30 protein-coding genes are annotated in these 26,287 nt (G+C 67.9%); 25 read left to right on the plus strand and 5 right to left on the minus strand.

Annotation, left to right across the window (positions count from 1 at the left end; all coding sequences use genetic code 11):
* The first annotated feature begins 9 nt into the window (after positions 1–9).
* The 20 genes from OV208_RS27835 to OV208_RS27930 all read left to right on the plus strand — a co-directional run bounded on the left by OV208_RS27835 (position 10) and on the right by OV208_RS27930 (position 16,782).
* Entirely contained in the window at positions 10–846 is an 837-nt protein-coding gene (locus OV208_RS27835; protein WP_120543104.1) for a sigma-70 family RNA polymerase sigma factor, read from the plus strand.
* A complete protein-coding gene (locus OV208_RS27840; RefSeq protein WP_244238367.1) occupies positions 728–1,279 on the plus strand; it encodes an ATP-dependent helicase HrpB in 552 nt (183 codons plus the stop codon). Before OV208_RS27835 ends, OV208_RS27840 begins: the two co-directional genes overlap by 119 nt.
* Before the next feature lie 107 nt (positions 1,280–1,386).
* On the plus strand, positions 1,387–2,205 hold the full coding sequence (locus tag OV208_RS27845) for a type III secretion protein (RefSeq protein ID WP_267576952.1): 819 nt from the start codon (positions 1,387–1,389) through the stop codon (positions 2,203–2,205).
* Between the two features lie 146 nt (positions 2,206–2,351).
* Entirely contained in the window at positions 2,352–4,424 is a 2,073-nt protein-coding gene (locus tag OV208_RS27850) for a hypothetical protein (RefSeq protein ID WP_267576953.1), read from the plus strand.
* A 24-nt stretch (positions 4,425–4,448) separates the two neighbouring features.
* Positions 4,449–5,126 carry a FliH/SctL family protein gene (locus OV208_RS27855; RefSeq protein ID WP_267576954.1) on the plus strand — a complete coding sequence of 226 codons (678 nt, stop codon included), beginning with the start codon at positions 4,449–4,451 and terminating at the stop codon, positions 5,124–5,126.
* A gap of 16 nt (positions 5,127–5,142) precedes the next feature.
* Positions 5,143–6,456, plus strand: coding sequence for a type III secretion system ATPase SctN (gene sctN / locus OV208_RS27860; protein ID WP_267576955.1), 1,314 nt, complete (start codon positions 5,143–5,145; stop codon positions 6,454–6,456).
* 62 nt (positions 6,457–6,518) lie between these two features.
* Positions 6,519–7,007: a flagellar assembly protein FliH gene (locus tag OV208_RS27865; protein ID WP_193428325.1), complete on the plus strand. Its 489-nt coding sequence runs from the start codon at positions 6,519–6,521 to the stop codon at positions 7,005–7,007.
* A 34-nt stretch (positions 7,008–7,041) separates the two neighbouring features.
* Complete coding sequence (locus OV208_RS27870) at positions 7,042–7,968, plus strand: flagellar hook-length control protein FliK (RefSeq protein ID WP_267576956.1); 927 nt, start codon at positions 7,042–7,044, stop codon at positions 7,966–7,968.
* Entirely contained in the window at positions 7,965–9,329 is a 1,365-nt protein-coding gene (gene sctQ, locus OV208_RS27875; protein WP_267576957.1) for a type III secretion system cytoplasmic ring protein SctQ, read from the plus strand. Before OV208_RS27870 ends, sctQ begins: the two co-directional genes overlap by 4 nt.
* Positions 9,330–9,431: 102 nt before the next feature.
* Complete coding sequence (locus tag OV208_RS27880) at positions 9,432–10,244, plus strand: flagellar biosynthetic protein FliO (protein ID WP_267576958.1); 813 nt, start codon at positions 9,432–9,434, stop codon at positions 10,242–10,244.
* 10 nt (positions 10,245–10,254) lie between these two features.
* Positions 10,255–11,085 (plus strand): type III secretion system export apparatus subunit SctR, encoded by an 831-nt coding sequence (sctR, locus tag OV208_RS27885; protein WP_324291421.1) that lies wholly within the window; start codon positions 10,255–10,257, stop codon positions 11,083–11,085.
* Positions 11,086–11,101: 16 nt separating this feature from the next.
* On the plus strand, positions 11,102–11,368 hold the full coding sequence (gene fliQ / locus OV208_RS27890) for a flagellar biosynthesis protein FliQ (protein WP_014398418.1): 267 nt from the start codon (positions 11,102–11,104) through the stop codon (positions 11,366–11,368).
* Positions 11,365–12,183, plus strand: a complete 819-nt coding sequence (locus OV208_RS27895; protein ID WP_267576959.1) for a flagellar biosynthetic protein FliR — start codon at positions 11,365–11,367, stop codon at positions 12,181–12,183. Before fliQ ends, OV208_RS27895 begins: the two co-directional genes overlap by 4 nt.
* 18 nt (positions 12,184–12,201) lie before the next feature.
* Positions 12,202–13,278, plus strand: a complete 1,077-nt coding sequence (gene sctU / locus OV208_RS27900) for a type III secretion system export apparatus subunit SctU (protein ID WP_267576960.1) — start codon at positions 12,202–12,204, stop codon at positions 13,276–13,278.
* Between the two features lie 9 nt (positions 13,279–13,287).
* Positions 13,288–13,563: an EscU/YscU/HrcU family type III secretion system export apparatus switch protein gene (locus tag OV208_RS27905; protein ID WP_120543094.1), complete on the plus strand. Its 276-nt coding sequence runs from the start codon at positions 13,288–13,290 to the stop codon at positions 13,561–13,563.
* Positions 13,564–13,614: 51 nt separating this feature from the next.
* Positions 13,615–14,097: a hypothetical protein gene (locus tag OV208_RS27910; RefSeq protein WP_267576961.1), complete on the plus strand. Its 483-nt coding sequence runs from the start codon at positions 13,615–13,617 to the stop codon at positions 14,095–14,097.
* Between the two features lie 3 nt (positions 14,098–14,100).
* Positions 14,101–14,577, plus strand: coding sequence for a SycD/LcrH family type III secretion system chaperone (locus OV208_RS27915; protein WP_267576962.1), 477 nt, complete (start codon positions 14,101–14,103; stop codon positions 14,575–14,577).
* A 121-nt stretch (positions 14,578–14,698) separates the two neighbouring features.
* Positions 14,699–15,298 carry a hypothetical protein gene (locus OV208_RS27920; protein ID WP_267576963.1) on the plus strand — a complete coding sequence of 200 codons (600 nt, stop codon included), beginning with the start codon at positions 14,699–14,701 and terminating at the stop codon, positions 15,296–15,298.
* Positions 15,299–15,417: 119 nt separating this feature from the next.
* Entirely contained in the window at positions 15,418–15,786 is a 369-nt protein-coding gene (locus OV208_RS27925; RefSeq protein WP_267576964.1) for a hypothetical protein, read from the plus strand.
* Positions 15,787–15,999: 213 nt separating this feature from the next.
* Positions 16,000–16,782: a carboxypeptidase-like regulatory domain-containing protein gene (locus OV208_RS27930; protein ID WP_267576965.1), complete on the plus strand. Its 783-nt coding sequence runs from the start codon at positions 16,000–16,002 to the stop codon at positions 16,780–16,782.
* Between the two features lie 120 nt (positions 16,783–16,902).
* On the opposite strand, the gene OV208_RS27935 is transcribed toward OV208_RS27930, so the two are convergent.
* Positions 16,903–17,130, minus strand: a complete 228-nt coding sequence (locus OV208_RS27935) for a hypothetical protein (RefSeq protein ID WP_120538026.1) — start codon at positions 17,128–17,130, stop codon at positions 16,903–16,905.
* Between the two features lie 320 nt (positions 17,131–17,450).
* Here OV208_RS27935 and OV208_RS27940 point away from each other — a divergent pair, with 320 nt between their 5' ends.
* Positions 17,451–18,518: a DUF1521 domain-containing protein gene (locus tag OV208_RS27940; RefSeq protein ID WP_267576966.1), complete on the plus strand. Its 1,068-nt coding sequence runs from the start codon at positions 17,451–17,453 to the stop codon at positions 18,516–18,518.
* 58 nt (positions 18,519–18,576) lie between these two features.
* Entirely contained in the window at positions 18,577–19,089 is a 513-nt protein-coding gene (locus OV208_RS27945) for a tetratricopeptide repeat protein (protein ID WP_267576967.1), read from the plus strand.
* Positions 19,090–19,264: 175 nt separating this feature from the next.
* On the opposite strand, the gene OV208_RS27950 is transcribed toward OV208_RS27945, so the two are convergent.
* Entirely contained in the window at positions 19,265–19,492 is a 228-nt protein-coding gene (locus OV208_RS27950) for a hypothetical protein (RefSeq protein WP_120538026.1), read from the minus strand.
* Between the two features lie 278 nt (positions 19,493–19,770).
* Here OV208_RS27950 and OV208_RS27955 point away from each other — a divergent pair, with 278 nt between their 5' ends.
* Both OV208_RS27955 and sctV read left to right on the plus strand, forming a co-directional pair.
* On the plus strand, positions 19,771–20,238 hold the full coding sequence (locus OV208_RS27955) for a tetratricopeptide repeat protein (protein ID WP_267576968.1): 468 nt from the start codon (positions 19,771–19,773) through the stop codon (positions 20,236–20,238).
* A gap of 88 nt (positions 20,239–20,326) precedes the next feature.
* A complete protein-coding gene (gene sctV, locus OV208_RS27960) occupies positions 20,327–22,450 on the plus strand; it encodes a type III secretion system export apparatus subunit SctV (RefSeq protein WP_267576969.1) in 2,124 nt (707 codons plus the stop codon).
* Between the two features lie 69 nt (positions 22,451–22,519).
* On the opposite strand, the gene OV208_RS27965 is transcribed toward sctV, so the two are convergent.
* Together OV208_RS27965 and OV208_RS27970 are read right to left on the minus strand one after the other, a co-directional pair.
* Positions 22,520–23,578, minus strand: a complete 1,059-nt coding sequence (locus OV208_RS27965) for an FHA domain-containing protein (protein ID WP_267576970.1) — start codon at positions 23,576–23,578, stop codon at positions 22,520–22,522.
* Positions 23,579–23,606: 28 nt separating this feature from the next.
* Positions 23,607–24,668, minus strand: a complete 1,062-nt coding sequence (locus OV208_RS27970) for a tetratricopeptide repeat protein (RefSeq protein ID WP_267576971.1) — start codon at positions 24,666–24,668, stop codon at positions 23,607–23,609.
* 103 nt (positions 24,669–24,771) lie between these two features.
* Here OV208_RS27970 and OV208_RS27975 point away from each other — a divergent pair, with 103 nt between their 5' ends.
* Positions 24,772–25,290, plus strand: coding sequence for a hypothetical protein (locus OV208_RS27975; protein WP_267576972.1), 519 nt, complete (start codon positions 24,772–24,774; stop codon positions 25,288–25,290).
* Here OV208_RS27975 and OV208_RS27980 read toward each other — a convergent pair.
* Complete coding sequence (locus tag OV208_RS27980) at positions 25,232–26,077, minus strand: RDD family protein (RefSeq protein ID WP_267576973.1); 846 nt, start codon at positions 26,075–26,077, stop codon at positions 25,232–25,234. The genes OV208_RS27975 and OV208_RS27980 overlap by 59 nt on opposite strands.
* Positions 26,078–26,287: the final 210 nt, after the last annotated feature.

The raw sequence follows: 26,287 nt of genomic DNA on the forward strand, positions 1-26,287 counted from the left end.
GCGCGCCGCTTGCCTCTGGGTGAAGACAGGAAGGTCATCCTGGAGAAGTACGGCCCGTACGTGCGGTCGCTCGCGGCCACCGTGCGCAAGCAGTTCAACGCCCAGCTGGAGCTGGACGAACTGCTGGCCTATGGGCAGATCGGCCTCCTTGAGGCTGCGGAACGCTTCGACCCCAAGGTCGGCGCCAACTTCCTCACCTTTGCCCACTACCGCATCAAGGGTGCCATCTTTGATGGCCTCCGAAAGATGGGCGTCCTCCGGGGCGCGGATGCCCGCACCGCCTACCAGGGCGAGCGCGCCACCGCCTATCTTGGAAATCTTGCGGACCGCGAGCAGGGATCAAGCAACCGCGGGTCGTCATTCGACGATGATATCGGAGACATCTCGGATGCCGTGGCGGGACTCGCCGCGGTGTTCGCGGCGGGGGCGGAAGGGGCGGAGGCGGCGGGGTATGTCGACGAATCCCTCCCGGCGGATCAGCGCCTGGAGATGGAGCAGTTGAAGAACCGGGTGCGCTCGGCCATCGAGAAGCTTCCGGAGAAAGAGCGCAAGCTCCTGCAGGGCTATTACTTCCAGGGCAGGACCCTGGAAGAAGCAGGGGCTGAAATCGGGCAGTCGAAGAGCTGGGCGTCGCGGCTTCATGCGCGGGCCATTGACCGGCTCAAAGAACTCTTGAACGAGGAGGAGGAACTCCCTCCCCCCTCGACGGATGCAAGGAGGGTGTCACATGGCGGCTCCGATGAGCGGCATCTCCGCGGGACAGGTGGCGCAGCAAAAGCTGCAGGATCAGGGCGCCCAGCAGACGAACAAGACGGGCGCGTCGAAGTTCGACGGAGTTCTCGCTGACAAGGCCCAGGGCGCCGACAAGGCGGACGCGGCCCAGGGCGTGAACAAGGCCCAGGCCGCCAACAAGGTGGACACCGTTCGCCAGGTCGAAACCGTCAACAAGACGGAAAAGGCCGGCATGAACAAGGTCAGCGGCGCGGCGCAGCAGCCGGCCACGGCCAAGGGCGCCGAGCCCGTGGACGCCAAGGCGGAGACCGCCAAGACGGGCAAGTCGGGCGGAATGGTGTCCGACCTCGTCTCCGGTCTGGAGAAGGGCCAGATCAGCATGGACAAGCTGATCAAGGAGGCCAGCTCCGGCAAGAACATGTCCAACGCGGAGATGCTCGGGCTCCAGGCGTCCATGTACAAGTACTCGCAGGAACTCGATCTGACCTCCAAGGTCGTCGAGAAGGCCACCAGCGGCCTGAAGGACGTCGTCAAGACCCAGGTCTGAGTTCCCACCCGCCGGGCCATGGCGGCATGCGAAGGGCGGTCCCTCCCGGGTTGGGAGGGGGCGCCCTTCCGCGTTTTGCAAGGGCCCTGTTAAGCTACGTCCCGCCCATGACTCGCCGAACGCCCGCCTTCGCCGCCCCGCTCCTCGCCCTGTTGCTCCTCACCGGCTGCTCCATCGAGCTGCAGCACGAGCTGACGGAGGCGGACGCCAATGAAATCTACGTGCTGCTCAGCAAGAACGGCATCAACGCCAAGAAGGAGAAGGCGGAGGGTGGCAACGAAGTCCGCTTCACCATCGTCGTCCCCAAGGGCGACGCCGCGCAGGCCGCGGAACTCCTGAAGCGCAACTCGCTGCCGCGTCCGGTGGAGAAGGGCCTGTCCCACTTCGCCAAGGGCAGCATGGTGCCCACCGCCACGGAAGAGCGCGCCATGCTCCTCAAGGCGATGGCCGGTGAGGTCTCCAACGCGCTCAATCAGATCGACGGCGTGCTGGAAGCGCGCGCCATCGTGATGATCCCGGAGAACAACGACCTGTCGCAGCCGGAGAACAAGCCGATGCCGTCGGCCTCCGTGTTCATCAAGTACCGCACGAACGAGCCCGGCAAGCCTCCCATCAGCACGGACGCGGTGAAGCAGTTCGTCGCCAGCTCCGTGTCGGAGCTCAAGCCGGAGGCTGTCACCGTGCTGATGACGGAGGCCCTGGCCCCCACGGCGGAGATGAGCGAGACCAACCGCCTCCAGGACGTGCTCGGCGTGCGCATGACGGCGGCCAGCGCTTCGACGTTCAAGGTCATCCTCGGCGGCGCGTTCGCGCTCATCCTGGCGATGATGGGCCTCACCGCGTGGACCTTCATGCGCGGCGGCTCCGGGGGCGGCGGCGCCGCGGCCCCCCGTCCTGCCCGTGCACGGGGTGGTCGTCCGGAGTGACGTCGGTCCTCCGTGGCCCTCCTGGGGCGGGCCACGGGACATGTCCTCCAGGCCGGGGACATGCCTACTTTCTTCAGCGGGCCACCAGGGGGCCCGCGAGGTGACCGTTGGATTCATTCTTCACCTCGCTCAGCAAGCGCCAGACCATGATGCTCCTCACCGCGGTCACCTTCGGTGGCCAGGAGAGCATGGCCGCGCTGGAGCACCTGCCCGATGACGAGGGCGCGCTCCTGAGGCACCGGGCGCAGGAGATCCTCCAGATTCCGCGTGAGAAGCGGCTGCCCGCGGTGGTGCAGGAGCTCAAGCGCCTGATGAAGGACCGGCGCGGTCAGCTCTGGACCGCGGATCCGGAGCGGCTGGCGGCGCTGCTGCAACGCGAGCGCGGGGCCCTGGTGGAAGTGACGCTGCGCGCGCTGCCCGGCAACATGGCGGACGCAGTGCGCGGCCACCTGCCGCCCTCGCGCGTGAAGCTCACCCGCGAGGTGCGCCCGCAGATCCTCGACATCATCCGCTGGAAGCTGGAAGAGGCGCTGGCGCGCGAGGTCGCCGGTCAGTCCGCGGGCTTCAAGTTCGCGGACGTGCTCAATCTCCAGACGCGCGAGCTGCTCACGGTGAGTGACCGCCTGGGCGCGCGCGTGCTGGGCCCGGCCCTGGCAGGGCTTCCTGAAGGAGATCTGACGGGCTTCCTGGAGGCACTGCCGCCGGACCTGCTCCAACTCGCGAGCAAGTCCGTGGCGGCCAATGCGCCGCGCAAGCTCCCGGAGGACGACGCGCGCGCGCAGATCACCCTCCATGAGGGCTTCAACCGGCCGGCCGGCGCCATCCGCAGCGCGGGTGTGCAGCGGCTGGCGCGGGCCTGTGTCGCGCAGTCGCCGGAGTTCGCCGCGCGCATGCTGGAGAAGCACCGCGGCGAGTTCGGCCAACTGGTGGCGAAGTGGGTGCGCGAGGAGCGCTCGCGGCCGACGGCCCGGGGCGATGGCGGCCGCACCGACATCGTGATGGACCTGGAGCGCCTGGCCGTGCGCGGCCTCATCGAGCGCCCGGTGCGTCTGACGGCGCCGCCGCGTCCCTCCGCCGTGCTGCCGCCTCCGCCGGGGGCGCGCAAGGCCGCGCCGCCGGAGGGCCGGTCCGCACCCCCAGCTCCCCCCGCGAGGCAGGGGGCCCCGGCCGCGAGGCCCGCGCCGGGACGCACCACGGCGCCGGATCCGTCCCGGTCGCCCGCGCTACGGGCCCCCAAGGGGCTGCGGGGCGGTGGCGAAAGCGCGCCCGCGGACGATGCCGGCGCGAAGCGCGACTTCATGGCCGAGCGTGCGGCCCGCCGCGCTGGGGCCGCGTCCAGCCGTGACGCGGGACCGGGGGCGTCGCCGGGAGCGGGGCGTCCACGCCCACCTGCGGGAGAAGGGCGGGGCCCGCCGGTCCTCCCGGAAGGGGACGCGAACGGCTCGCAGATGCGCCGGATGCCGGTGGAGCGTGAGCGGAGCCGCGTGTCCACGGCGCCGCCGGAAGGGGACGCGAACGGTTCGCAGATGCGCCGGATGCCGGTGGAGCGCGAACGGGGCCCCGCGCCCCGTGCGTCCATGGCGTCGCCCGAAGGGGACGCGAACGGCTCGCAGATGCGCCGGATGCCGGTGGAGCGCGAACGGAGCCGCGTGTCCACGGCGCCGCCGGAAGGGGACGCGAACGGTTCGCAGATGCGCCGGATGCCGGTGGAGCGCGAACGGGGGGCGGCACCCCGGACGTCGACCGGGGGCGTTTCCGGCCGCCGTGAACCGGAGGGCAGCCGTCCTACGCGCCCCGGGCCCATGGATCCGGAAGGGGCCCGCATCGGGCCTCCTCCCGCCCGGCTGGGCATGCGGAAGGAGTCCCGCCCGGCGCCGCCGGACGAACCCCAGGGCCGCCCTGTGCGGGCGGAGCGCCCTTTGCGACCGTCCTCCGAGGACGCTCCCCGCGAGCCCCGCCGTCAGGACCCCGCCGAGGGGGCCCGGGTGCTGGGCGCGCGCACCGGGAGCCGCTCCGCGGTGCGTCCCGAACCGGGAGCCGAACCCGAGCGTCCCCCGCGCGTGCTCGCCGGCCGTGCTGGCCCGGCCTCCGGGCAGGCGTCCCAGCGATCCACCTCCGAGGGCACGCAGGTGGGCCGCAGACGGCCCCCGCCCAGCCGGGAGGACCTGGAAGAGCCCGGAGCGCCTGGTGGGCGTGGACCGCGCGGCGGAACGCGCTAGCATCCGGTCCGCAAGGAGCAGCCCATGGCGATCGGCAAGGTAATCAAGGGGGATGGGGTGTCGGAGTCGGTGGTCGTCGCCACGTCCGAGCGACCGGCGCTGCGGCCCCCTCGCGCCGGCGTGATGAACGCCGAGGTCTTCGAGGCGCGTCAGGGCGCCCAGGGCATCATCGAAGACGCCCATCGCGAGAAGGAGCGCATCCTCGCGGAGGCGCAGCGTGAGAAGGAGGAACTGTTTGCCCGGGCGAAGGATGCGGGGCGGCAGGAAGGCCTGGCGCAGGCGACGGAGATCGTCCTCCGCGCGAAGATCCAGGCCGGGGAGCTGCTGACCTCCCAGGAGCAGGACATCATCGGGCTGGCGCTGAAGATGGCGGAGAAGATCCTGGGGCGCGACCTGGAGCGCGAGCCGGAGCTGATGGTGGACCTGTGCGCCGCGGCCATCGACAACCTGCGCAACGCGCGCGCCATGGTGCTGCGGGTGCACCCGAAGACGGCCGCGGTGCTGCGCGCCAAGCGCCCCGTGCTGATGGAACTCATCGGGCGCACGGTGGACCTGGCCATCAAGGAGGACCTGGAGGTCGCTCCGGTGGGCTGCATCGTGCAGACGGAGTTCGGGACGGTGGACGCGCAGCTGCCCACGCAGTTGGAGATGCTCCAGAACCTCCTGTTGCCAGACCCCGCGCGCAAGAGCGGTCCGGCCTGAGCCGGAGGAAGCAGCCATGGCCATCGACCTCTCGCGCTACTACGACCTCATCAAGGATGCGTCCCTCGTCCGGGTGCGCGGCCGCGTCACCGAACTGACCGGCCTCGTCATCAAGGCGAGCGTGCCCAACGTCCGCATCGGCGAGGTGGTGCTCGTCAAGAGCCGCACCCGTGGCGTCATGAAGTCGGAGGTCGTGGGCTTCGTGGGCGACGAGGTGATGCTCATGCCCCTGGGCGAGCTGTACGGCATCGGTCCGGACAGCGAGTGCATCCCCACCGGCAAGCCCCTGACCATCAAGTGCGGGGACGCGCTGCTGGGCCGCGTGCTCAACGGCGTCGGCGAACCCATGGACGGCCGCCCCCTGGACGGCGACGGGCTCATCGACTGGTCGGTGGACCGCGACTGTCCGGATCCGTTCACCCGCCAGCGCATCGAACGGCCGCTGCCCCTGGGTGTCCGCTGCATCGACGGGCTGCTCACCGTGGGCGAGGGCCAGCGCGTGGGCCTCTTCGCAGGCTCCGGCGTCGGTAAGTCCACGCTGATGGGGCAGATTGCCCGCAACACCCAGGCGGACCTGAGCGTCGTGGCGCTCATCGGTGAGCGTGGTCGTGAGGTGCGCGAGTTCATCGAGGACGCGATGGGCGAGGAGGGCATGAAGCGCGCCGTCCTGGTGTGCGCCACGTCCGACCAGCCCAGCCTCGTGCGTCTGCGCGCCGCCTACGTCGCCACGGCCATCGCGGAGTACTTCCGTGAGCGCGGCGGCAACGTGCTGTTCATGCTCGACACGGTGACGCGTCTTGCCCGTGCCCAGCGTGACATCGGCCTCGCGATTGGCGAACCCCCCGCGCGCCAGGGCTATCCGCCCAGCGTCTTCTCCATGCTGCCGCGCATCCTGGAGCGCACGGGCAACTCGGAGAAGGGCAAGTGCACCGCCATCTACACCTGCCTCGTGGCCGGCGGTGACATGGAGGAGCCCATCGCCGACGAAGTCCGAGGTATTCTCGACGGCCACTTCATCCTCAACCGTGCCCTGGGCGAGCGAAACCAGTGGCCGGCCATGGACGTGCTGGCGAGCCTGAGCCGTGTGATGAGCGGCATCGTCTCCAAGGAGCACAAGAAGGCCGCCGGCAAGCTGCGCGAGACGCTCTCCACCTACGAGAAGCAGCGCGACCTCATCCTCCTGGGCGCCTACCAGGCCGGGGCCGACGCGCGCACCGACTACGCCATCGAGAAGTACGACGCCATCATCGACTTCCTCAAGCAGGACACCCACTCCAACTCTCCCTTCGAGGAGACGGTGGAGCAGCTCATCGCTCTCTTCGAGGACTGAGGCTGGCTGCCCCGGAGGCGGGGGGCCCGGGCGGGGCGTTTTCCGGTTAGGATGCCCCCACCATGCCCCCGTACCGGTTGCAGGTGTTGCTGGACATGCGTGAGAAGGCGAAGGAGGAGGCCGAGCAGGCCTTCTCCGCCGCCATCAAGGCGCTGGAAAAGGAAAAGAAGGTTCAGGCCCAACTGGAGGCCGAACTGGAGCGCCGCAAGAAGGAGCGCAAGGCCAAGGTGGCCGAGTACTTCCAGCAGATGATGGCCAAGGGCGCCGGCATCAACGGCATGAACATGATGGGCCGCTTCGAGGAGCGCCTGAAGGACGAAGAGGCCCAGGTCGCCCTCCAGATCGAACACCAGAAGGAGGTCGTCAAGGCGGCCGCCCGTCTGGTCGAGCAGCGCCGCATGCTCATGGCCGAGGCCGCCAAGGAGCTGAAGGCCATCGAGAAGAACAAGGAAACCTTCGTCAAGCAGGTGCGCCAGGAGCGCCAGCAGCGCGAGGAGCTGAACCAGGAGGAGATTGGCAACGCCTTGTTCCTGGCCCGCCAGCGCAAGTAACCTCCCGCCGCCCCCGAAGTCAGGAGAGGACGCCATGAGCCGAGTTGACGACGATCGCGATGCCGCGCGCATGGCGGAGCGGATGATCCAGGAGCGCAGGCTTGCCGAAGCCAAGGGCAAGAAGCGCCTGGAGGGTGAGTCCCTCTTCTCCAAGCTGGTCCAGCAGGGCCAGGCGGAGAAGGGCCAGGCGGAGAAGGGCAACCCGAAGGCCGCGACCGACGCGAAGTCCCCCCAGAGCCTCGCCAAGGCGGTGCTCGCGCGCGCCACCCAGGGCCAGGGCAAGACCTTCGACGAGAAGCTGGCCCAGAAGGAGACCGGCTCGGCGAAGCCCGGGGAGAGCGCCCAGGGCGCCCAGCAGTCCCAGCGCCAGGGGGAGACGCAGTCGCTGACGCAGCGCTCGGAGACGCGCAAGTCGGAGGTCAAGGAGGACAAGCGCTCCAACGACGTGCGCGACGGCGACCTGACCAAGTCCGGCGGCGAGTCCAGCCGCCTGAGCGCCGAGAAGGGCGAGATGAAGGTCGACGTCAACGCCGGCGGTGGCAAGGGCGCGGGCGGTGGCAGCGGCAAGGAGAAGGACGAGAAGGGCGGGCAGATGGCCGCCGCGGGCTTCCGCTTCAACCCCGCGCTGATGGCGCCCGTCCCGGTGGCGAAGCCCAAGGACATGGCTGGCTCGGAGCGCCTGCGCCAGATGGCCAGTGAGATTGCCCAGAAGATCGTGGAGCGCGTGCGCGTGGGCACCAACGCCATGGGCAACGCGGAGTTCCAGATCGACCTGCGCGGGGACGTGCTCAACGGCCTGTCCATCAAGGTCAGCGCGAGGAACGGGAAGATCTCCGCCACCTTCAGTGGCAGCGACCGCGAAACACTGAAGCTGCTGGAAGAGCAGAGCGAGGGCCTGCGCAGCGCCCTGGGAGGTCGCGGGCTGGCGCTTGAGCAGCTGCGGTTCGAGGCGAAGACATGAGTCTGGAGCCGGACGACGAACCCGGAATCTACGAGCGAACCATGTTGGTCGACACCCGGAAGCTGGGCCCCTCTTCGAAGCCCGCCTCGGCACCGGCACAGCCGGTATTGCCCTGGCGGCCCTTCGTCTTCACGCACCTGGAGAAGGTGTCGCGCGCGCAGGGCCTGCTGGCGGAGCGGCTGCGCTGGCTCACACCAGGCCCGGGCACGCTGGAGACCCTCTGCGCGCGGCTCAAGGCCCTCTTCGACGTGGACGTGCGTCTGACGGTGGAGTCCGCCCAGGCGCGCCCCATGACGGAGCTGCGCCGCTTCCTGGGCGACCCGTCCTTCCTGGCGGTGCTCGCGCCCGGGGCGCTCGCGGGGCGGGCCGTGCTGGAGATTGAGCTGTCCCTGGCGCACTCGGCGGTGGACCTGCTGCTGGGCGGCGCCGGTGAGACGGTGGGCCTGCGGCCGCTGACGGACATCGAGGAGGGCGTGATGGGCTACGTCGTCCTGGAGGCCCTGAAGGAGCTGGCGCCCGGGCTGCAGGCGGGGGTTCCCCGTCCGAGGCTGGACGGCGTGGCCCGGGGCGTGGATGAGGTCTCCGCGAGGCTGGGCGAGGACGGCCCGATGCTGGCGGTGCACCTGAACGCGGTGGTGGGCCCGCATCGCGGCATCGTGCGGCTGGTGATTCCGTCGGCGGTGCTGGAGGCGGCCGAACCCGCGGTGGACAGCGCCCAGCGCCGCGAGCAGCGCCGCGCGAACATGAAGGCGCACGGGCGGCGGCTGTCCACGCTGCGCGACTGGCTGCGCGCGGAGATTGGCGTGGCGGAGCTGTCCGCCCAGGACCTGGCGTCCCTTCGGGTGAAGGACGTGCTGCTGCTGGACGCGCTGTCGGCGCGGCCGGACCGGGGCGAGGCCGGCACGGCGCAGCTGCGGCTGGGCCTGGGACGCACCGGGCACCTGGCGGCGGACGTGTACGTCGAGAACGGCCGCTACCGTGCACGCATCACGGAGGTCGTCCCCGGCGAGACGGGCCATTCCCAGGCGGAGCCCGGGGCCGGCGGAAGCGATAACGAGGACTTCACCAACCCGGAGCTGGACGTACCTCCGGAACTGGAAGGGGCGGCTTTGGACGACGCGAACAACCGGGATGGAAGCGATCTGCTCAGCGACCTGCCCCTGCAGGTGGCGGTGGAGCTGGCGCGCGTGGCCATCACGGCGGAGCAGGTGGTGGGATTGCGCACAGGGCAGGTCCTGGACCTGCGCCGTGGGCCGGGTGAACCCGTGGACCTGTCGGTCAACGGCAAGGTGGTGGCCCGGGGCGAGCTCGTCGAAATGGACGGACAGCTCGGCGTGCGCATCATCAACCTGGCGGGATGAGCCTTCCCGCCTCACGAGCCCCAGGGCAGGCGGGCAGGGGACCCTCGTTGCTCGGGGGGCCGTGGCGGTCCTGACTCGGGTGCACTAGGCTCGCGCCCATCCATGGCAGTCCTCAGTCTCTCTTCCTCGCGCGGGTTGCTCGGCGCCGCGTTGCTCTTCGCGTCGTCGGCCGTCCTGGCGCAGGCGCCCGTGGCGCCGCAAACGACCCTCGTCCCCGCCGCGCCTCCGGCGAAGGCCGACGCCGTCGTTCCACCGGCCGCGCCGAAATCCTCCGCCTCACCCGTGCCCGCGACGGGCGACGCGGCACCGGCCGCGCCCAAGGTCGCCGCCACGCCAGTTCCCCAAGGCCCCCCGGCGAAGGCCGCCGCAACGCCCGCCCCTGTCGTCGCGCCGCCAGCGAAGGCCGAGGCCCCCGTCGCGGCCCCGCCCACCCCGCAGGCACCGGAGCCCGACGCCGCGAATCCGGCGGACCGTGCCTCGCGCCACGCGGACGAACTGGACAAGGAACTGGGCATCGCCGCGCCGGAGGAGCAGGAGAGCCTGGGCTGGGTGGTGGTGCGCACGGTGGCGCTGCTGGGCGCGGTGCTCGCGTCCATCTACCTGACGCTCAACGTGGGCCTGCGCCGGCTGATGGGCCTGCAGGGTGTGCCCGTGGGCAAGGCGTCGGTCGTGTCGGTGATGGAGCGCATCCCGTTGGATCAACGGCGCACGCTCTTCGTCCTCAAGGCCGCGGACGAGTACCTGTTGGTGGGTGGCGGCGAGGGTGGCGTGCAACTTGTGTCGAAGCTGGACCGGGACGCCGTGGAGCGCATCCGCGCCGCGCGGCCTCCGTCGTCCCCGGTGTCCCTGAGTCCTTTCCTCCAGAAGCTCCTCTCACGCCGGACCGGTGGCCCCACGCCGCCGCCGGGCGCCTGAAGGCCGTCTCGTGAACCGTTCGTCTCCCGCCCGCTCGCCCCTGTTCCGCGCTCCGCCCTGGCTCTTCGCGGCCCTCGTGTCGCTGCACCCGTTCGTCGCGTCCGCGGCGAAGAAGGGGGGCGCGGACACCTCCATGCCGGACTCCCTGGTGAAGGAGGCGGTGAACTCCGACTCGTTCACCTCCCGTCCTCTCATCCTCATCCTCGCGCTCGCGGCCATGTCGCTGCTCCCGTTCGCGCTGATGATGGTGACGAGCTTCGTGAAGATTTCCGTGGTGCTCTCCATCGTCCGCTCGGCGCTGGGCACCCAGCAGATTCCCCCCACCCAGGTCATCACCGGCCTGGCCATCATCCTCACCGTCTACATCATGGCCCCCATCGGCCAGGAGATGTACCGGGCGGGCGGGGTGGACATCTGGTCCCGGGGCACCGCGGTGTTCTCCTCCGAAACGGTGGGCACGCTGCTGGGGGCCGCGGACAAGTCCAAGGAGCCGCTGCGTGACTTCCTGATGAAGAAGGTCACCAACAAGGACCGCACGCTCTTCTACAGCCTGGCGAAGAAGATGCGGAAGGAAGAGGACCGCAAGGACATCAAGCCCAATGACTTCATGGTCATCGTCCCGGCCTTCGTCGTGTCCGAATTGAAGGAGGCCTTCCAGATCGGCTTCCTGCTCTTCGTGCCGTTCATCGTCATCGACATGGTGGTCGCCAACATCCTGCTCGCGCTGGGCATGCACATGCTGTCGCCCACGACCATCTCCATGCCCTTCAAGCTGCTGCTGTTCGTGCTCGTGGACGGCTGGTACCTCATCGCCAAGGGCCTGGTCATCGGCTATCTGTAAGGAGCACCGCACTCCCATGAATCAGCTCACGTTCATCACCCAGGAGGCGCTGTTCCTGGTGCTCGTGGTCTCCGCGCCGCCGGTGCTCATGAGCCTCCTGGTGGGCTTCCTCATCTCGCTGTTCCAGGCCACCACGCAGATTCAGGAGCAGACGCTCACGTTCGCGCCCAAGGTCGTCCTCGTCTTCGGCGTGCTGGCCATGACGGGTCCGTGGATTGGCGGCCAGTTGCTGCGCTTCACCTTCCACGTCTTCGACCGCTTCCCGGCGCTCATCGGCAGATGAACATCGGCGAAGTCATGGCCGAGGTGAGCACTCGGTTCAACCTGTCGGTCACCATCTTCACGGTGGCGCTCATCATGTGCCGCGTGATGCCCATCCTCATCTTCAGCCCGTTCCTGGGCGGTGAGGTCGTGCCCGCGGAGATGAAGCTGGGCCTGGGCCTGCTCATCTCCATCGTGCTGTTCCCGTCCGTCGCGGACCGGATGGACAAGATCCCCATCAGCGCGCTCCCGTACATCGCGCTCCTCTGCAAGGAGATCTTCATCGGGCTGTGTCTGTCGTACATCGTCAACACGGTCTTCGACGCGGCCCGCGTGGCCGGCACGCTGATGGACACCATGTCGGGCAGCAACAACGCCCAGCTCTTCGTGCCGCAACTGGGCACCCAGGTGTCGCTCTTCTCCAGCCTCAAGGTGCAGCTGACGGTGGTGCTGTTCCTGTCGCTGGACGGGCACCACATCATCATCCGCGCGCTCGCGGACAGCCTCCAGGTCGTCCCGCTGGAGGGCTTCCCGCGCTTCAGCCATGGCGTGTGGCCCTTCTTCGACCTGATGATCCGCTCCTTCGCGAACCTGCTCACCGTGAGCCTGGCGCTGGCCGGCCCCGGCATGGTGGCGGCGTTCTGCACCGACCTGGCCCTGGGCGCCATCAACCGCGTCGCGCCGCAGGTCCAGGTGTTCTTCATCGCCATGTCCCTCAAGCCGCTGATGGGCGTGTTGATCATGTTCATCGCGATGCACGTCATCATCGGACGCATGCAGTTGGAGCTGGGCAACATGCTCCGCATGGTCCAGCGCGCCATCCAGCTCTTGGCCTAGGCGCCCCGGGATTCCTCCATGTCGGAAGAGAGTGGCGACAAAACAGAGGAGCCGTCGCAGAAGAAGCTCGACGACTCCCGCAAGAAGGGCCAGGTCTGGAAGAGCAAGGACCTGACGGCCGTGGCCGTGCTCGCCGCGGGCATGGGCATCGCCCGGTCCACGTGGGGCACGGTGGAGGAGGAGATCTCCGTCCTCTTCCGCTTCAGCTTCGATCAGATCGCCCACTCGAAGGACCTGGGGCTCGCGACCACCCAACTGCTCTACATGGGGCTGCGCACGATGCTGCTCCTCACGGTCCCGGTGGCGGCGGGCGCGGCGGTGTTCGGCGGGCTGATGGACTTCCTGCAGGTGGGGTCCCTCTTCACGATGGACCCGCTGATGCCCAAGCTGGACAAACTCAACCCCATCGCCGGGTTGAAGAACATGTTCACGAAGAAGACCTTCGTGGAGCTGCTCAAGAACCTCGTGAAGCTGTCGGTCGCCGCCTACATCGTCTACGGCGTGGTGCGCGACTCCATGCCCCTGGTCATCGAAACCGTGCGGCAGGACACCGACGGCATCATGATCATCCTGGGGGAGATCATCTACCGCGTGAGCGTGCGCATCCTCATGCTCTTCGTCATCTTCGGCATCTTCGACGTGTGGTGGCAGCGCAAGTCGTACATGAAGGACATGATGATGACGAAGGACGAGGTCAAGAAGGAGTACAAGCAGAGCGAAGGCGACCCGCACCACAAGGCCAAGCGCAAGGAGCTCCACCAGGAGATCATGGAGGGGGCCCAGATGGAGGCGGTGAAGGACGCCAGCGTCATCGTCACCAACCCGGACCACGTCGCCGTCGCCCTCATCTACGACCAGGGCAAGGACGGGGCGCCCCGGGTGCTCATCAAGGGCATGGACGCCAAGGCGGAGCGCATCAAGGCGCTGGCGCGTGCGTCGGACGTGCCGCTGCTGCGCAACGTGCCGCTGGCCCATGCGCTCTTGCGCGTGGAGGTGGGCGAGGAAGTCCCGGAGGAGCTCTACGACGCGGTCGCGGAGGTCCTGAACTTCGTCTACGGGCTGAAACAACAAGCGGCGCCCACGGCGCGCGCCTGAGGAGGGTCCATGGCCAGTGACGAAGAGGCGGACATCGCCATCGCCATCAAGTACGACAAGCAGGCGGACGGTGCGCCTCGCGTGGTCGCCAAGGGGATGCGCCTCAAGGCGGAGAAGATCAAGGAGATCGCCAAGCTGTACGGCATCCCCGTGATGCGCAACGTGTCCCTGGCGCACGCCCTGTACCGGGTGGACGTGGGGCAGGAAGTCCCCGAAGAGCTCTACGACGCGGTCGCCGAAGTGCTGAACTTCATCTACACCCTGCAACGGGAGCAGGCGGGCTGACGTCAGGGGGGCTGGACGCGGGCCCCTCACCTGGGTTGAAGTCGGCCTACCATGGCCAGAATCAACAATCCTCCCCCCAGTACAGCCCTTTGGCCCTGGGGTGGTCCCCGCAGCGTCCGCGAGCGGCTGGTGGATCCCGCCCAGCTCGATCGCGCGAAGAAGCTGCGCAAGGCGGGCAACCCGAAGAACCCCGCGCTGGCTTCGGCGGCGCTGCTGGACTCCATCGGTCCGGCGCACTCGTCGGAGGAACTCCGGCTGCCGCTGCCCCCGCACCCGGGCGGGCACGACGCGGACCTGGAAGGCTTCAGCGACCGGCCCTACCTGGCCAGCGTCGCCGGCCGAGGCGATGACGGACAGCGCCGGATGCTGGAGCGCGGCCTGTCGCGGGTGAACGCGCCGCCGGAGCGCCTGGAGCGCCTCAAGGCCCTGCTGCAGCGCGAGTCCGCGATGCTGGGCCTGGTGGATCAGGTGAGCGCGGAGTCGCAGGAGATCCTCCGCCGCATGTGGGAAGAGCAGAAGGACGAGGGCTACTGACCCATGGCGTCGCTGGACCCGGAGGATCCGCAGGACGAGACGAAGCTCACCGCGCTCCTGCAGCGCTGGGCGGAGGGCAAGGCCACGCTGCGCGAGGTGCGTGGCTATTCGAACGATGAGCTGTACGCCATCGCCAAGACGGCCTACTTCTTCTTCTACCAGGGCCGTGTGGCCGAGGCGCGCACGCTCTTCCAGGGCCTGTACGCGGTGAACCCCACGGACGTGTACTTCGCCAAGGCGCTCGGCGTGGTGGAGATGGCGGCCGGCAACGGACAGGGCGCGCTCGCGGCCTTCGACGTGGCGGCGAAGCTGGCGCCCCAGGATCCGTCCGTCTACGTAGGCCGCGCCGAGGTGAAGCTGGCCATGGGCCAGAAGCCCCAGGCGCTGGAAGATCTCCGCCGCGCCGCGGCGATGACGCCCGTGGATGATCCGGTGGTGCGCAAGGCCGGCGCCATGGTCACCGCCCTGACGCGACGCTGAAGCTCCGACCCACCAAGTCCTGGGGATTCCAGGGTTGGAAGAGCTTCAGGAGTTTCTAGACACCCTAAATGTTCTGCTAGGGTGGATGTATCAACCTCCCCCTTCACCCGAGGACAGTTCCATGTCGAATCCGAATCCTGATCCGCGAGTCCCCGCTGAGATGCCGCCCGCCGCGCCGGAAGAGCTGACCAAGAAGCGCGAGGGCATCATCTCCGGATTGGATGCCGCCTCGAAGGGCGCGACCGGGACGCTCCAGCAGGTGCTGCGCAAGATGTCCGAGCTGATCGTCAACACCAAGGACGGCGCTCACATGAACATGGCGCTGTACCAGGACGTGAAGGACGCCTTCAACCGTCACCTGGGCGAGGCGGGCAAGAACCCGGCCCTGGCCTCCATGCCTCCGGTCCTCATCGAGGCGGTGGAGTGGATGCAGAACTACCTGACCTCGCGCGGCTTCGAGCCCTCCGCCGCCGCCGCGCCCGCTGCCGCCGCCGCGGCCCCCGCCCAGGTGGCCAAGCCCGCCGCTGGCGGCCCGTCCGGGGCGAAGGACGCCTTCGTGAGCGACAGCGCGGCGAAGAAGCGCGCCGCCATCACGGGCGACGTGCCCCCTCCGCCCTCCATCGCGAACGCCCCGCCGCCGAGCACGCAGGAAGTGCAGAAGGATCTGGAGTCGTTCAAGGCGTGGATGAAGAACCCCGCCCTGGGCAAGCTCAAGGGCTAGCCGTCCGCCGCGGGGAGGGGGCGCTCTTCGTGAGGAGAACGCCCACCTGTCACGCAACTCCCAATTCTCCGCGCGGATAATCCCTTCAAGATTCAACTTCCTTCCTTCGGAGTTCCCCCATGGCTGTGAATGGTGTCGGAGCGGGTAGCACGGTGCAGAAGGCGTCGAACACGGACTCCGCTGCGGACAAGACCAAGGTCGTCAACGACGTCATCAGCTCGGCCGTCTCCGGGATGAACGAGTCGAAGGGCAGCCTCAGCTTCCTGGGCGAGGGCCGCATCGACAAGGTGAAGGGCAAGATCCAGGATGACATGAACAAGTTCATCCAGGCGAACCCCAACGCGACGCCCGCGGAGATTGAGGCGGAGGCGAAGAAGTCGGCCTCGAAGAACGAGTCCGTCGCCACCTTCGACAAGATGCGCGACGACAACTTCTTCAAGAAGCTCATGTCTCGCCGCAAGGAGCTCATCGGCGACATGTGGGGCTGAGTCGTCCCCACGCTTGCTGAAGTCCCGCTGCCGCCCGTTCCACCCTCAGAGGTGGGGGGCGGCAGTTGCTTTTGCGGGCAAGCGCCCAGGCGGGTGGGGCGCGTGGGCCAGAAGGGTCGCTACCTTGCTGTTCCTTCCGATAGAACCTGTCTGGGGACGGATGGACCCGGGCGGCCGGAGCCCGGACGGAGTCAGAACCCGAGGAGGACGCGGATGCGCTGGACGAGCAAGGCGGTGACCTGGGGCCTGGTGGGATTGCTGGGGGCCGTGGGCGGATGCACCAAGGAGACCGGAGGGGGTGGGGGAGGCACTCCGGAGGGTGGTCAGATGTCGGGCAAGGTGGTGGATGCCCGGGGCCAGCCCATGTCGGGGGTGACGGTCGTCGCCGACAACACGATGATCTACAACTCCAACGCCCTGGCGACGACGGGGTCGGATGGCACCTACCGCATCGACGTGAGCAAGCCGGCGGGAACCTGGCATGCCAGCGCGACGCACAAGGTCCAGTACAACGCCCGCTCCTACACCTTCGACCTGGATCCGAACGACGACGCCGTCTTCGCCGGAAACGAAGGCGCGGTGCGCAACTTCACCTGGAAGCTTTCGGGCAAGCGCGCCGACGACACCGGAAACTACGGCGGGTTCGTCGCGGTCTACGTGGATCAGCTCATCGATCCCGCGGATCCGGAGCAGGCCATCAACTCGGATGACATCGAGCTGACGCTGACGCCGAGCGGGAAGCTGGTGGACGGCAGCGACGGCGCCCCCATCACGAAGAAGCTGGTGCGCACGCCGGATGGTGACGCGGTGCAGGATGTGCCCGTCGGCCGGTACACGGTGACCGCGCGCTATGCGCAGGCGGGCAAGTCCCCCCGTCCGATGCAGGTCCGCATCCGGGACACCGGTGACTACGCCGACTCGGTGACCGCGGACTTCGACGTCCTCACCACCACCCGGCATCAGATCCTGCTGAACGCCCAGCTTCCGACGCCCTGAGCCGGGCCCGGCGCGGGGGGCCTGGTGCCCCCCGTTGTCGTACGGAAGTGCAGCCCGCAAAAGCGAAGAGCCGGCCTCCCGAGAAGGAGGACCGGCTCTCTCTGCCAGGAAGCGGCAGGATTACTTCATGTTGCCGATGATCGACATCGCGATCTCGTTCAGCTTCTTCATGATGTTGGAGGCGAAGGCAACGGCCTCCTGCTGCTTCTGGAGCATCAGCTGAGCCTCGGCGCGGGTACGGTCATCGCCCGTGAGGCCCTTCAGGGACGCCTGCTCGGTGGCGTTCAGGCCCTGGCTGGTGTTGAAGGCCTTCGAGATGGCGGCGCCGGCGACGGTAGCGTTGGACATGGGGTGTCTCCAGATTTGGTAGCGGGTGGGTGCGCTGCGAAGCTGCTTACAAAAGGATTATGGGGGATCGGGGTCCGGAAGTTTCCTGGGGATTTTCCGATTCAGATTTTCCCGCCTTTTCCCGGGGTCACCGGGTCCGCCCCACCCTCCAGGTGAGTCTTCCTGATCCATGGAGCGGCGCCTCCTGGGGTGGGTGGAAGCGGGCTGGAAAATTCGTTGCCTTCAGAGCGAAACTCTCGCCCTCCAGCGCACGACAATCCTTCCAGTTCATCTTTTGTAGCGCTTTCCTGACCTCGAGTTCCCTTTCCCGGGAGATGCCCATGGCGACGAACATCAGCGGCCTGAACACCCAGGCCCTCAGCGTGAAGAATCCTGCTCAAGGCGTTGTGAACGACGCGACCATCGCGAAGAACACGAAGCTCATCGAGACGACGCTGGGCCAGGTGGACAAGGCGATCGCCGGCGCGACCGCGAAGGCGGACAAGACCAGCGCCAAGGCCGATCAGATGGGCAAGTCCGTGACGGCGAAGAGCACCTCCGCCAGCTCGGGCGCCTTCCCCACGGAGCTGCCGAACCCCCTGGACAACGCGAACGCGCGCTACTCCCTGGAGGTGAAGGACAACAAGATCACCACCCCGGGCGGCTACGTCATCGAACCGCTCGGCCAGTTCGAGTGGAAGGTCACGGGTCCGGACGGCAAGGAGACCCGCGTGTGGGGCGATCCGCACGTCGACGAGGGCGACGGCGGTAAGTGGGACTTCAAGAACGACACCTCGTTCGTCCTGGGCGACGGCACCCGCATCAACGTCAACACCGTGCCCTACGGCAACGGCATGACCGTGACGGGCTCGCTGGACATCGTCATGGGTGACGACCACGTGACGGTGAAGGACCTGGACAAGGGCAAGGGCACCATCAGCGCGGTGAAGCGCGACGGCGTCGACGAGGCGGTCCGCTTCGCGGGTCAGAACAAGACCGTGGACGTCGTGACGATGGGCGCGTCCACGGACGACTGGACCTTCGAGAGCGCGGAGATCGTCGGCTCGGAGAACGGCGGCGAGGTCCTGAAGAAGGGCGGCGACGTCAACGTCAGCCACACCTACGGTGGTTCGGCGAACCCGGCCCTGGCGCAGAGCAACAAGGATCCGCTGGCCGCGCTGCAGGACCGCCTCAACGCGGTGACGAACACCTTCGACTCGCTGGCCCAGACCAAGTCCGCGGGCTTCAACCCGTTCAACCGGGTGGACGACTTCGGTGGCTCGTACGACAAGAGCAAGCACCGCAAGGGCATGACGGAGTCCTTCGACTCGGTCACCACCATGCTGAAGACCCTGAAGCAGATCCCGCGCATGAGTGATACCGTGCGTCCGCGCAACATCATCTTCTAGTCGCCACACCCTCCCGCGAGCGGGGCGGTGTGCTGCCCCGCTCGTCTGGAGGTTCACGTTGAGTGCCAAACCCCCGTCCCAGGCCCCATCCGCCGAGTCCCGCCAGCAGGAAGAAGATGCGCGGTTGATTCGTGGAGAGGTGACGCTGGGAGAGTTCCTGAAGATGCCCCAGGCGACGCTCTACCGCTGGGCGCAGACGGCACACCAGATCATGCAGGCGGGCAAGACGGCCCAGGCGCTGGACATCTTCAAGGGTCTGGTGGCCGCGTCCCCGTATGACAGCGTGCTGCACTGCCAGGTCGGCGCCGCGTACATGACGCTCGAGCGCTTCGATGAGGCCTTCGACGCCTTCGAGCAATCGCTCCGGTTCAACACCGACAACGGGGACGCGCTCGTGGGTCGGGGGGAAATCTTCCTGCGCCGGGGAAACGTCCCCGCCGCGCTCACGGACTTCAGCCGCGCCATCCAGAATGATCCGTCGCTGCAGCGCCGCTCCACGCAGCGGGCGCGCGGGACGTTGCTCGCGCTCAAGCAGCAGGCGGACCGGGTCCAGGGCAAGCCGGCGAAGTAGCCTCCGAAGCCCCGCGGTCCACCTTCCCGTTCGCGGCCCGGTCGCACGCTCCTGGCGTGGGTCCGGGCCGTGGTGCTTGCGGGGGAGGTGAGCGCGAAGGAAGTGCAGCCCGCAAAAGCGAAGAGCCGGCCTCCCGAGAAGGAGGACCGGCTCTCTCTGCCAGGAAGCGGCAGGATTACTTCATGTTGCCGATGATCGACATCGCGATCTCGTTCAGCTTCTTCATGATGTTGGAGGCGAAGGCAACGGCCTCCTGCTGCTTCTGGAGCATCAGCTGAGCCTCGGCGCGGGTACGGTCATCGCCCGTGAGGCCCTTCAGGGACGCCTGCTCGGTGGCGTTCAGGCCCTGGCTGGTGTTGAAGGCCTTCGAGATGGCGGCGCCGGCGACGGTAGCGTTGGACATGGGGTGTCTCCAGATTTGGTAGCGGGTGGGTGCGCTGCGAAGCTGCTTACAAAAGGATTATGGGGGATCGGGGTCCGGAAGTTTCGTCCCCATTTTCTGATCTTTTTTCCCGCCAGAAAAGGGGGCTCTAGAAAGCCGGGCCCACCACCTGGGACGCACCCTCTTTGGAGGTTGCCCCGATAACAGACTAAGCTGTCCGCGCCCGAAGCCACCTCTGTCCCCTGGTGGTCGGTTGCGGGCCCACGTCCTCCTGTCCTCCCTGTGAGGGACCCGCGCTGATGACGACCGAATCCAAGGCCACGGTGTTGCCCGACAACGAAAAGCCGCTGTCCGCCGCCGAGATGCTCGAACGGGCCACCGAGGGCTTCAACCTCTTCCAGGACGGGCGCTTCAGCGAGGCACTGGCCATCTTCGAGAACCTCCTGGCGATGGACGCGTCGGAGGCCTACTTCCACACGGCCCTGGGCGCCTGCCATCTGGCGCTGGAGGACCTGGATCAGGCGGTGGGGTGCTTCAACCGCGCCATCGAGCTGGATCCCACCGACATCACCCCCTTCGTCAACCGGGGTGAAGCCGCGCTGCGCCAGGGGAAGCTCACGGAGGCGGCCCAGGACTTCAATCGTGCCGTGGCGCTGGACCCCGAGGGCGTGGATCCTTTGAGCGCCCGTGCTCGGATGCTCGCCGCCGCGGCCATGGAGAGCGCCGAGGACGTGGGTGAGGCCGAAGCGCCCGAGGACGACGCGTAGTCCGACGGCAGGCCTCCTCCCTTTGCAGGGGAGGGCGTACCCCCCCTTGGGAACCAGGGCCGGCCCGGACTAGGATGGCGCCCCGACGATGACCGGCGATCCGAACAGTTTCCTGAACAAGTACTCCGATATCGTCCTGGCGGTGGTCGTCGTGGCCATCGTCGGGATGATGATCGTCCCGCTGCCGACGTTCCTGCTGGACATCCTGCTGACGCTGAACATCAGCATCTCGGTCATACTTCTTCTCATCTCCCTCTATGTGCCAGGCGCGCTGCAGCTGTCGGTGTTCCCGACGGTGCTGCTGATCACGACGATGTTCCGCCTGTCGCTCACCATTTCCACCACCCGACTCATCCTGCTCACCGGCGACCCGGGCGAAGTGGTGGTGGCGTTCGGCAACTTCGTGGTGCAGGGCAACTTCGTCGTCGGCGCCATCCTCTTCCTCATCCTGGTGGTGGTGAACTTCATCGTCATCTCCAAGGGCTCGGAGCGCGTCGCCGAAGTGGCCGCGCGCTTCACCCTGGACGCGATGCCCGGCAAGCAGATGTCCATCGACGCGGACATGCGCGCCGGCTCCATCGATAATGATCAGGGCAGGAAGAAGCGCCGCGACCTGGAGCGCGAAAGCCAGCTCTTCGGCGCCATGGACGGCGCCATGAAGTTCGTGAAGGGCGACGCCATCGCGTCCATCATCATCACGGTCATCAACATCGTGGGCGGCCTGATCATCGGCGTGACCCAGAAGGGGATGAGCGCGGCGGACGCGGCGCAGAAGTACACGCTGCTCACCATCGGTGACGGTCTGGTCGGCATGATTCCCGCCATCCTCATCTCCACCTGCGCCGGCATCCTGGTGACGCGAGTGGGCGGCGAGGAGGAGGGCGCGCACCTGGGCAAGGACGTGGGCACGCAGCTCACCGCCTACCCGAAGGCCATCGCCATCGCGGCGGCCATGCTCGTGGGCCTGGGTCTCATCCCCGGTCTGCCCAAGATTCCCTTCTTCATCCTCGGCGCGGGCGCGGGTTTCGGCGCGTACTCGATGATGAAGAAGAAGGACGCGGACACCGCCGCCGAGGAGGCGGGCCCCGCGATGGAGTCCAGCTTCGGCACCCCCGTGTCGTCGGAGCCGGCGCCCAAGGAGCAGCTCAACCCGGACTCGGAGCTGTTCATCCCCGTCGTTACCCCCATCGTCCTGGAGGTGTCCGACGCGCTGGTGCCCTTCGTGGACTCACGGCAGGACGGCGGCAAGTTCCTCTTCGAGCTCATCCCGTTCATGCGCGACGGCTTGTTCGTCGAACTGGGCGTCCGCTTCCCGGGCGTGCGCGCGCGCGGCAACGGCGGCCTGCCGCCCGGGGCCTACCAGATCCAAATCAACGAAGTCCCCGTCGTCACCGGCCAGGCCACCCTGGGCCACATCCTGGTGAACGACACGGTGGACCGCCTCAAGCTGATGAACATCCCTGGCTTCGAGGCCATCAACCCCGCGACGCGCCAGCCGGCCGCGTGGGTGCCGGAGCAGTTCCGGGAGACGCTGGAGTCCGCGGGCCTCACCACCTGGGACGTGCCCGGCTACATCATCCTGCACACCGCGGCCATCCTGCGGAAGAACGCCCGCGAGTTCATGGGCGTGCAGGAGACGCAGACGATGCTGGAGCAGTTGGAGAAGGCGTTCCCGGCCATCGTGAAGGAAGTCGTCCCGAAGATCGTCAACGTGCTGAAGCTGACGGACATCCTCGGGCGGCTCGTGGAGGAGGAGATCTCCATCCGCGACCTGCGCGGCATCCTCCAGTCCCTGTCGGAGTACGGCCAGGTGGAGGCGGACAACGTCATGCTCACCGAGCATGTCCGCGCCTCCATGCGCCGCTACATCTCCCACAAGTACGCCCGCGGCACCGGCACGCTCGTGGTGTACCTGTTGGATCCGAACATCGAGGAGGCCATCCGCAGCTCCATCAAGCGCACCTCCGCGGGCGCCCACCTGGCGCTGGAGCCGGAGATCGCCCAGGAGATCGTCAGCGCGGTGCGCTCCGAGTGCGGACACCTGCCGCCCAGCGCCCAGCGCCCCGTCATCCTGACGGCGATGGACATCCGCCGGTACGTGCGCAAGCTGCTGGAGTACGAGTTCACGCCCTCGTTCTCCATCCTCAGCTACCAGGAGCTGTCGCCCGAGCTGAACATCCAGCCCGTCGCCCGCATCTCCTCCGGTCGGTAGTTCCAGGGCCCCCGATTGGGGGCCCTTCGTTTTTCAGCCGCTCGCGACAAGGACGCCGGGCCGGAAGGCTCAGGCGCCCGCGAGCACGGCGATCATCAACACCAGGAAGGTCAGTCCCACCACGCCCATCACGATGAGCGGGACGAACTTCTTCTTGTCCGCCATCGCGGCCATCGCACCGCCGTTGTCCGGCTGGGGCTCGGGGACGTACTCGTTCGAGCCCTCGTCGGACGACTGCTCCTCGGAGCCACCCGAATTCGGGTCCTCGGCGGACTGGGAGGCTTCCTCGGGCGCGGGGGCGGGCTCCGGCTCGGGTTCCGGTTCCGGCGGGGGCGGCTCCTCGCGGCGGGGCGGGGAGGGGCGCGGCGGCGAGGGCGCCGGGGCGCTGGCGGGGCTCACCTCGTTGGAGATGCTCACCGGCTCGTCGGGCGGCTCGGCGGGGTCCACGTAGACGAAGCGCGTGGCGCCAATCTCCACCTCATCGCCGTCCTTGAGGGCCTTGCGGTTGACGCGCTTCTTGTTGACCTTGATGCCGTTGCGGCTGCCCAGGTCCTCCACGTGCGTGCCGGACCAGTCGCGGCGAATCTTGGCGTGCCTGCGCGAGACGAGGTCGTCCTTGAGGATGACGTCGGCTTCCTTCTCGTCGCGGCCGAAGACGTGCTCCTGCGCGTCGGAGATTTCGATGCGCTGGCCCTCTTTGGGGCCGTTCATGTAGCGCAGGAAGCGCTCCTCGCCACCGGCGAGCCCGCGCATCACGTCCTTCACCATGCCGCGCGCGATGAAGGACGTCTTGTCGCTCACGTCCTGGACGATCTCGACGACCTTGTCGAAGCGGACGTCGTATTGCGCGATGGCGATGATGTCGCCGTTGCGCAGCAGTTCCTTCTCTCCCTGGGGCAGGGGCTTGCCATTCACCTTCGTGCCGTAGGCACTGCCCAGGTCCTCCAGGAAGTAGAGCGTGCCTTCCTGGGTGATGCGCGCGTGGTTGCGCGACACCGCCTGCTGCGGAAGCATCACCTGGCAGGTCTTGTCCCGGCCCAGGGTGATGATCGCATCGTCGAGGACGACCTCTTTTCCAGAGGCGCCTCCGGCTTCGCTGCGCTGCGTGACGGTCAGACGGACGCTCATCGCGTGGAGTCGCTACCCGAAGGGACGGCTAGAATGAGTCGTTGGCCAGGAATCTCTCACACGCCTGATACTCGGTGGGGAATTCCTCGGAGGTACCAAACTTCATGAAGTTCTTGCAGGCCGCTTCGGCGTGGGTCTGCTTGTGCGCGTCCGAGAAGATCTGGAAGAGGCCGAAGTGGCAGGGCGCGAACTTGGCGTCCAGCTTCACGCACTTGCGGTAGGCGCCTTCCTCCTCCGTGAGCAGGCCCTTCTCGCGGTACTGGCGCGCGAGCAGGTAGAGCGCCGGGGCGCTGTTCTCCGCCGTCTGCGTGTCCTTGAGCTCCTTGAGGGCCGAGTCCGTCAGCGCCACCTTGCGCTGGGCGAGCGCCAGGTTGTTGAGGCAGCTGGAGTTCTTCTCATCCAGGCGGGCGCAGTTGCCAAAGGCCTCGCGGGCCTCGGCGAAGCGGCTCTGCTCCATCAGCACCGTGCCCAGGTCGTGCCACACCTCCGAGGAGTCCGGGGTGAGCTGAGCAGCCTGGGAGATGTGCTCGAAGGCCGACTCCAGCTCCTTCTCCTCGTAGGCCATGATGCCCAGGTTGTGGTGGGCGTTGGCGACGTTGGGATTGACGGCGAGCAGGGTGGCGAACTCCTTGCGGGCCTCCTTCTTCTTGCCCATCTTCATGTAGGCAAGACCCAGGTCGTAGCGCGACTCCAGGTTGTCCGGGTTGACCTGCAGGGCGCGCTTGAAGTTGTCGTGGGCCTTACCGTAGGCGCCTTCGTCCAGGTAGAGGACGCCCAGGTTCTGATAGGCCTGCAGGTGCTCCTGGTTGTAGCGCAGGGCCTTGATGAAGAACTCCTTCGCCTTGGGCTTGTTGCCCGAATACATGGCGATGAGGCCCTTGTTGGCCCAGAGGTCCGCGTACTGGGGGGAGAACTCCAGGCCCAGGTTGCAGTAGGTCTCCGCCTTCTGGAGATCCCCGTTGGCCATCTCCTGCGCGCACAGCTCATTGTTGATGAGCGCCCGTTCGTGCGGCGGCGGCGTGTTGAGGCAGGCGGTGGTGGTCAGGGAGGCGGCGGCGGTCAGCGTGAGGACGAGGCGGCGAAGACGCATGGCCGGGCGAGTGTAGGAGAGCGCCACCCCGAGAGGCAACGGCGGCCTGCCGCTGAATCAGCGCTGTTTTCCAGGGGTTAGGGCGGCTGTAGAGTGCCGCGCCATGCGGACCTACCTTTGTGCCTTTGGCTTGCTCGCCGCCCTGCTGGGCGCGACCCCCGCCCACGCCCAGTTCTCCAACCGGAGCCTGGGACTGTCGCTGGGCTACATGGACTTCAAACGCACCGCGGGACTCGCGGGCACGCCCTTCCTGGGCCTGGAGGGCAGCCTCTACGTGGAGAACGGCTTCGAAGTCGTCTCCCTGTCGAAGCTGATGTTCCCGAAGGACACCTTCGCCACGCCGGAGAAGCGCGTGGTGGGCCTGGCCCCGTCCATCGGCATCCGCTACCTGCTGCTGGAGGAGACGCTGCGTCCCTACATCGGCACGGACGTGAGCTACCTCATCGTCTTCAAGGAGCAGACGAGCAACTTCGTGGGCATCGGGCCCAACGCGGGGCTGGACTACTTCGTCACGGACTCGGTGAGCCTGGGCGTGCGGGCGCAGTACAACTTCTACATCGCCCTCAACGAGGATACGCAGACGTCGCTGACCGGTTCGGTGGGCCTGGCGGCGTACTTCTAGGCGATGCCGGACGCCCCGGGCGCTTGTTCGGGGCGGGCAGCAGCGTGGCGGCGACGAGCAGCGTCCACTTCTCGTCCGAGAGGTGGGCGGGCTTCTCCATCGCGAGCGAATCCTGGAGCCGGGCGCCCAGCGTGGAGAACAGCCGCAGCCGGGCCTCCATCCGGAGCTCCTCGCGCCGCAGGGCCGCGGACAGCACCAGCTCCCGCTCCTCGGTGGACAGGCGCTTCACGCGGGCGACGAACAGCGGATCCGCGAGCAGCCCCTCGTCGCCCCGGGTCTCCAGCGCGGAGGGCACCTTGAGGCGGCGCTCGCGCACGACGATGGTGCCGGCGAGCAAGTCTCCCAGCCGCTGGTGCGAGCGCGAGACGAGCGCGGTGGTGCCGCCCACCAGGTAGAGGAATGGCAGCCGGTCCACGACGCGCGCCAGGTTGCGCAGCGCCGCGTGGTAGAAGCCGATGCGCACGCCGCTCTCCTGGATGACCCTGAGGGACAGGGCGCGCTTGCCCACCGTCTGCCCAGCCCAGGCGGTCTCCAGCGTGATGCCGTACCCCCAGTCCACCAGGAAGTAGATGACGATGCCCAGCGCGCTGGCGAACCCGGGGAACGCGGCCATCGCGACCTGGAACACCAGCAGCACCACCATGGTGGTCAACCCCACGATGACCGCGTCCACCAGCCACGCGAGGAAGCGCGAATACACGCCCGCGAGCGTGAAGCGGAACTCCACGTACTCCGGGGTGAGCACCGTGTGGGTGCCGTCAAGCAGGGTGTCGGAAGCGGGCGTCACGGGGCGCAGTGTATGCCACCCGGACCGCGTCCCGACGCCGTTCGCGGAACGATTCCGTGGGGGCCGCAAGGATTCCAGCGGCGCGCGGGAGTTTCTTCCCTGCCTCCACGCAGAGGGCAGCCGGGCGAGCATCCCCGTCCACCCGGGGGGCAGGTGCGGGGCAGGCCTCAAGGGTGTTATTCGTGAATAGCGGGCTCCCACGCTATCCTG

This window comes from Corallococcus sp. bb12-1 (genome assembly GCF_026626765.1).
Taxonomy (GTDB): domain Bacteria; phylum Myxococcota; class Myxococcia; order Myxococcales; family Myxococcaceae; genus Corallococcus; species Corallococcus terminator.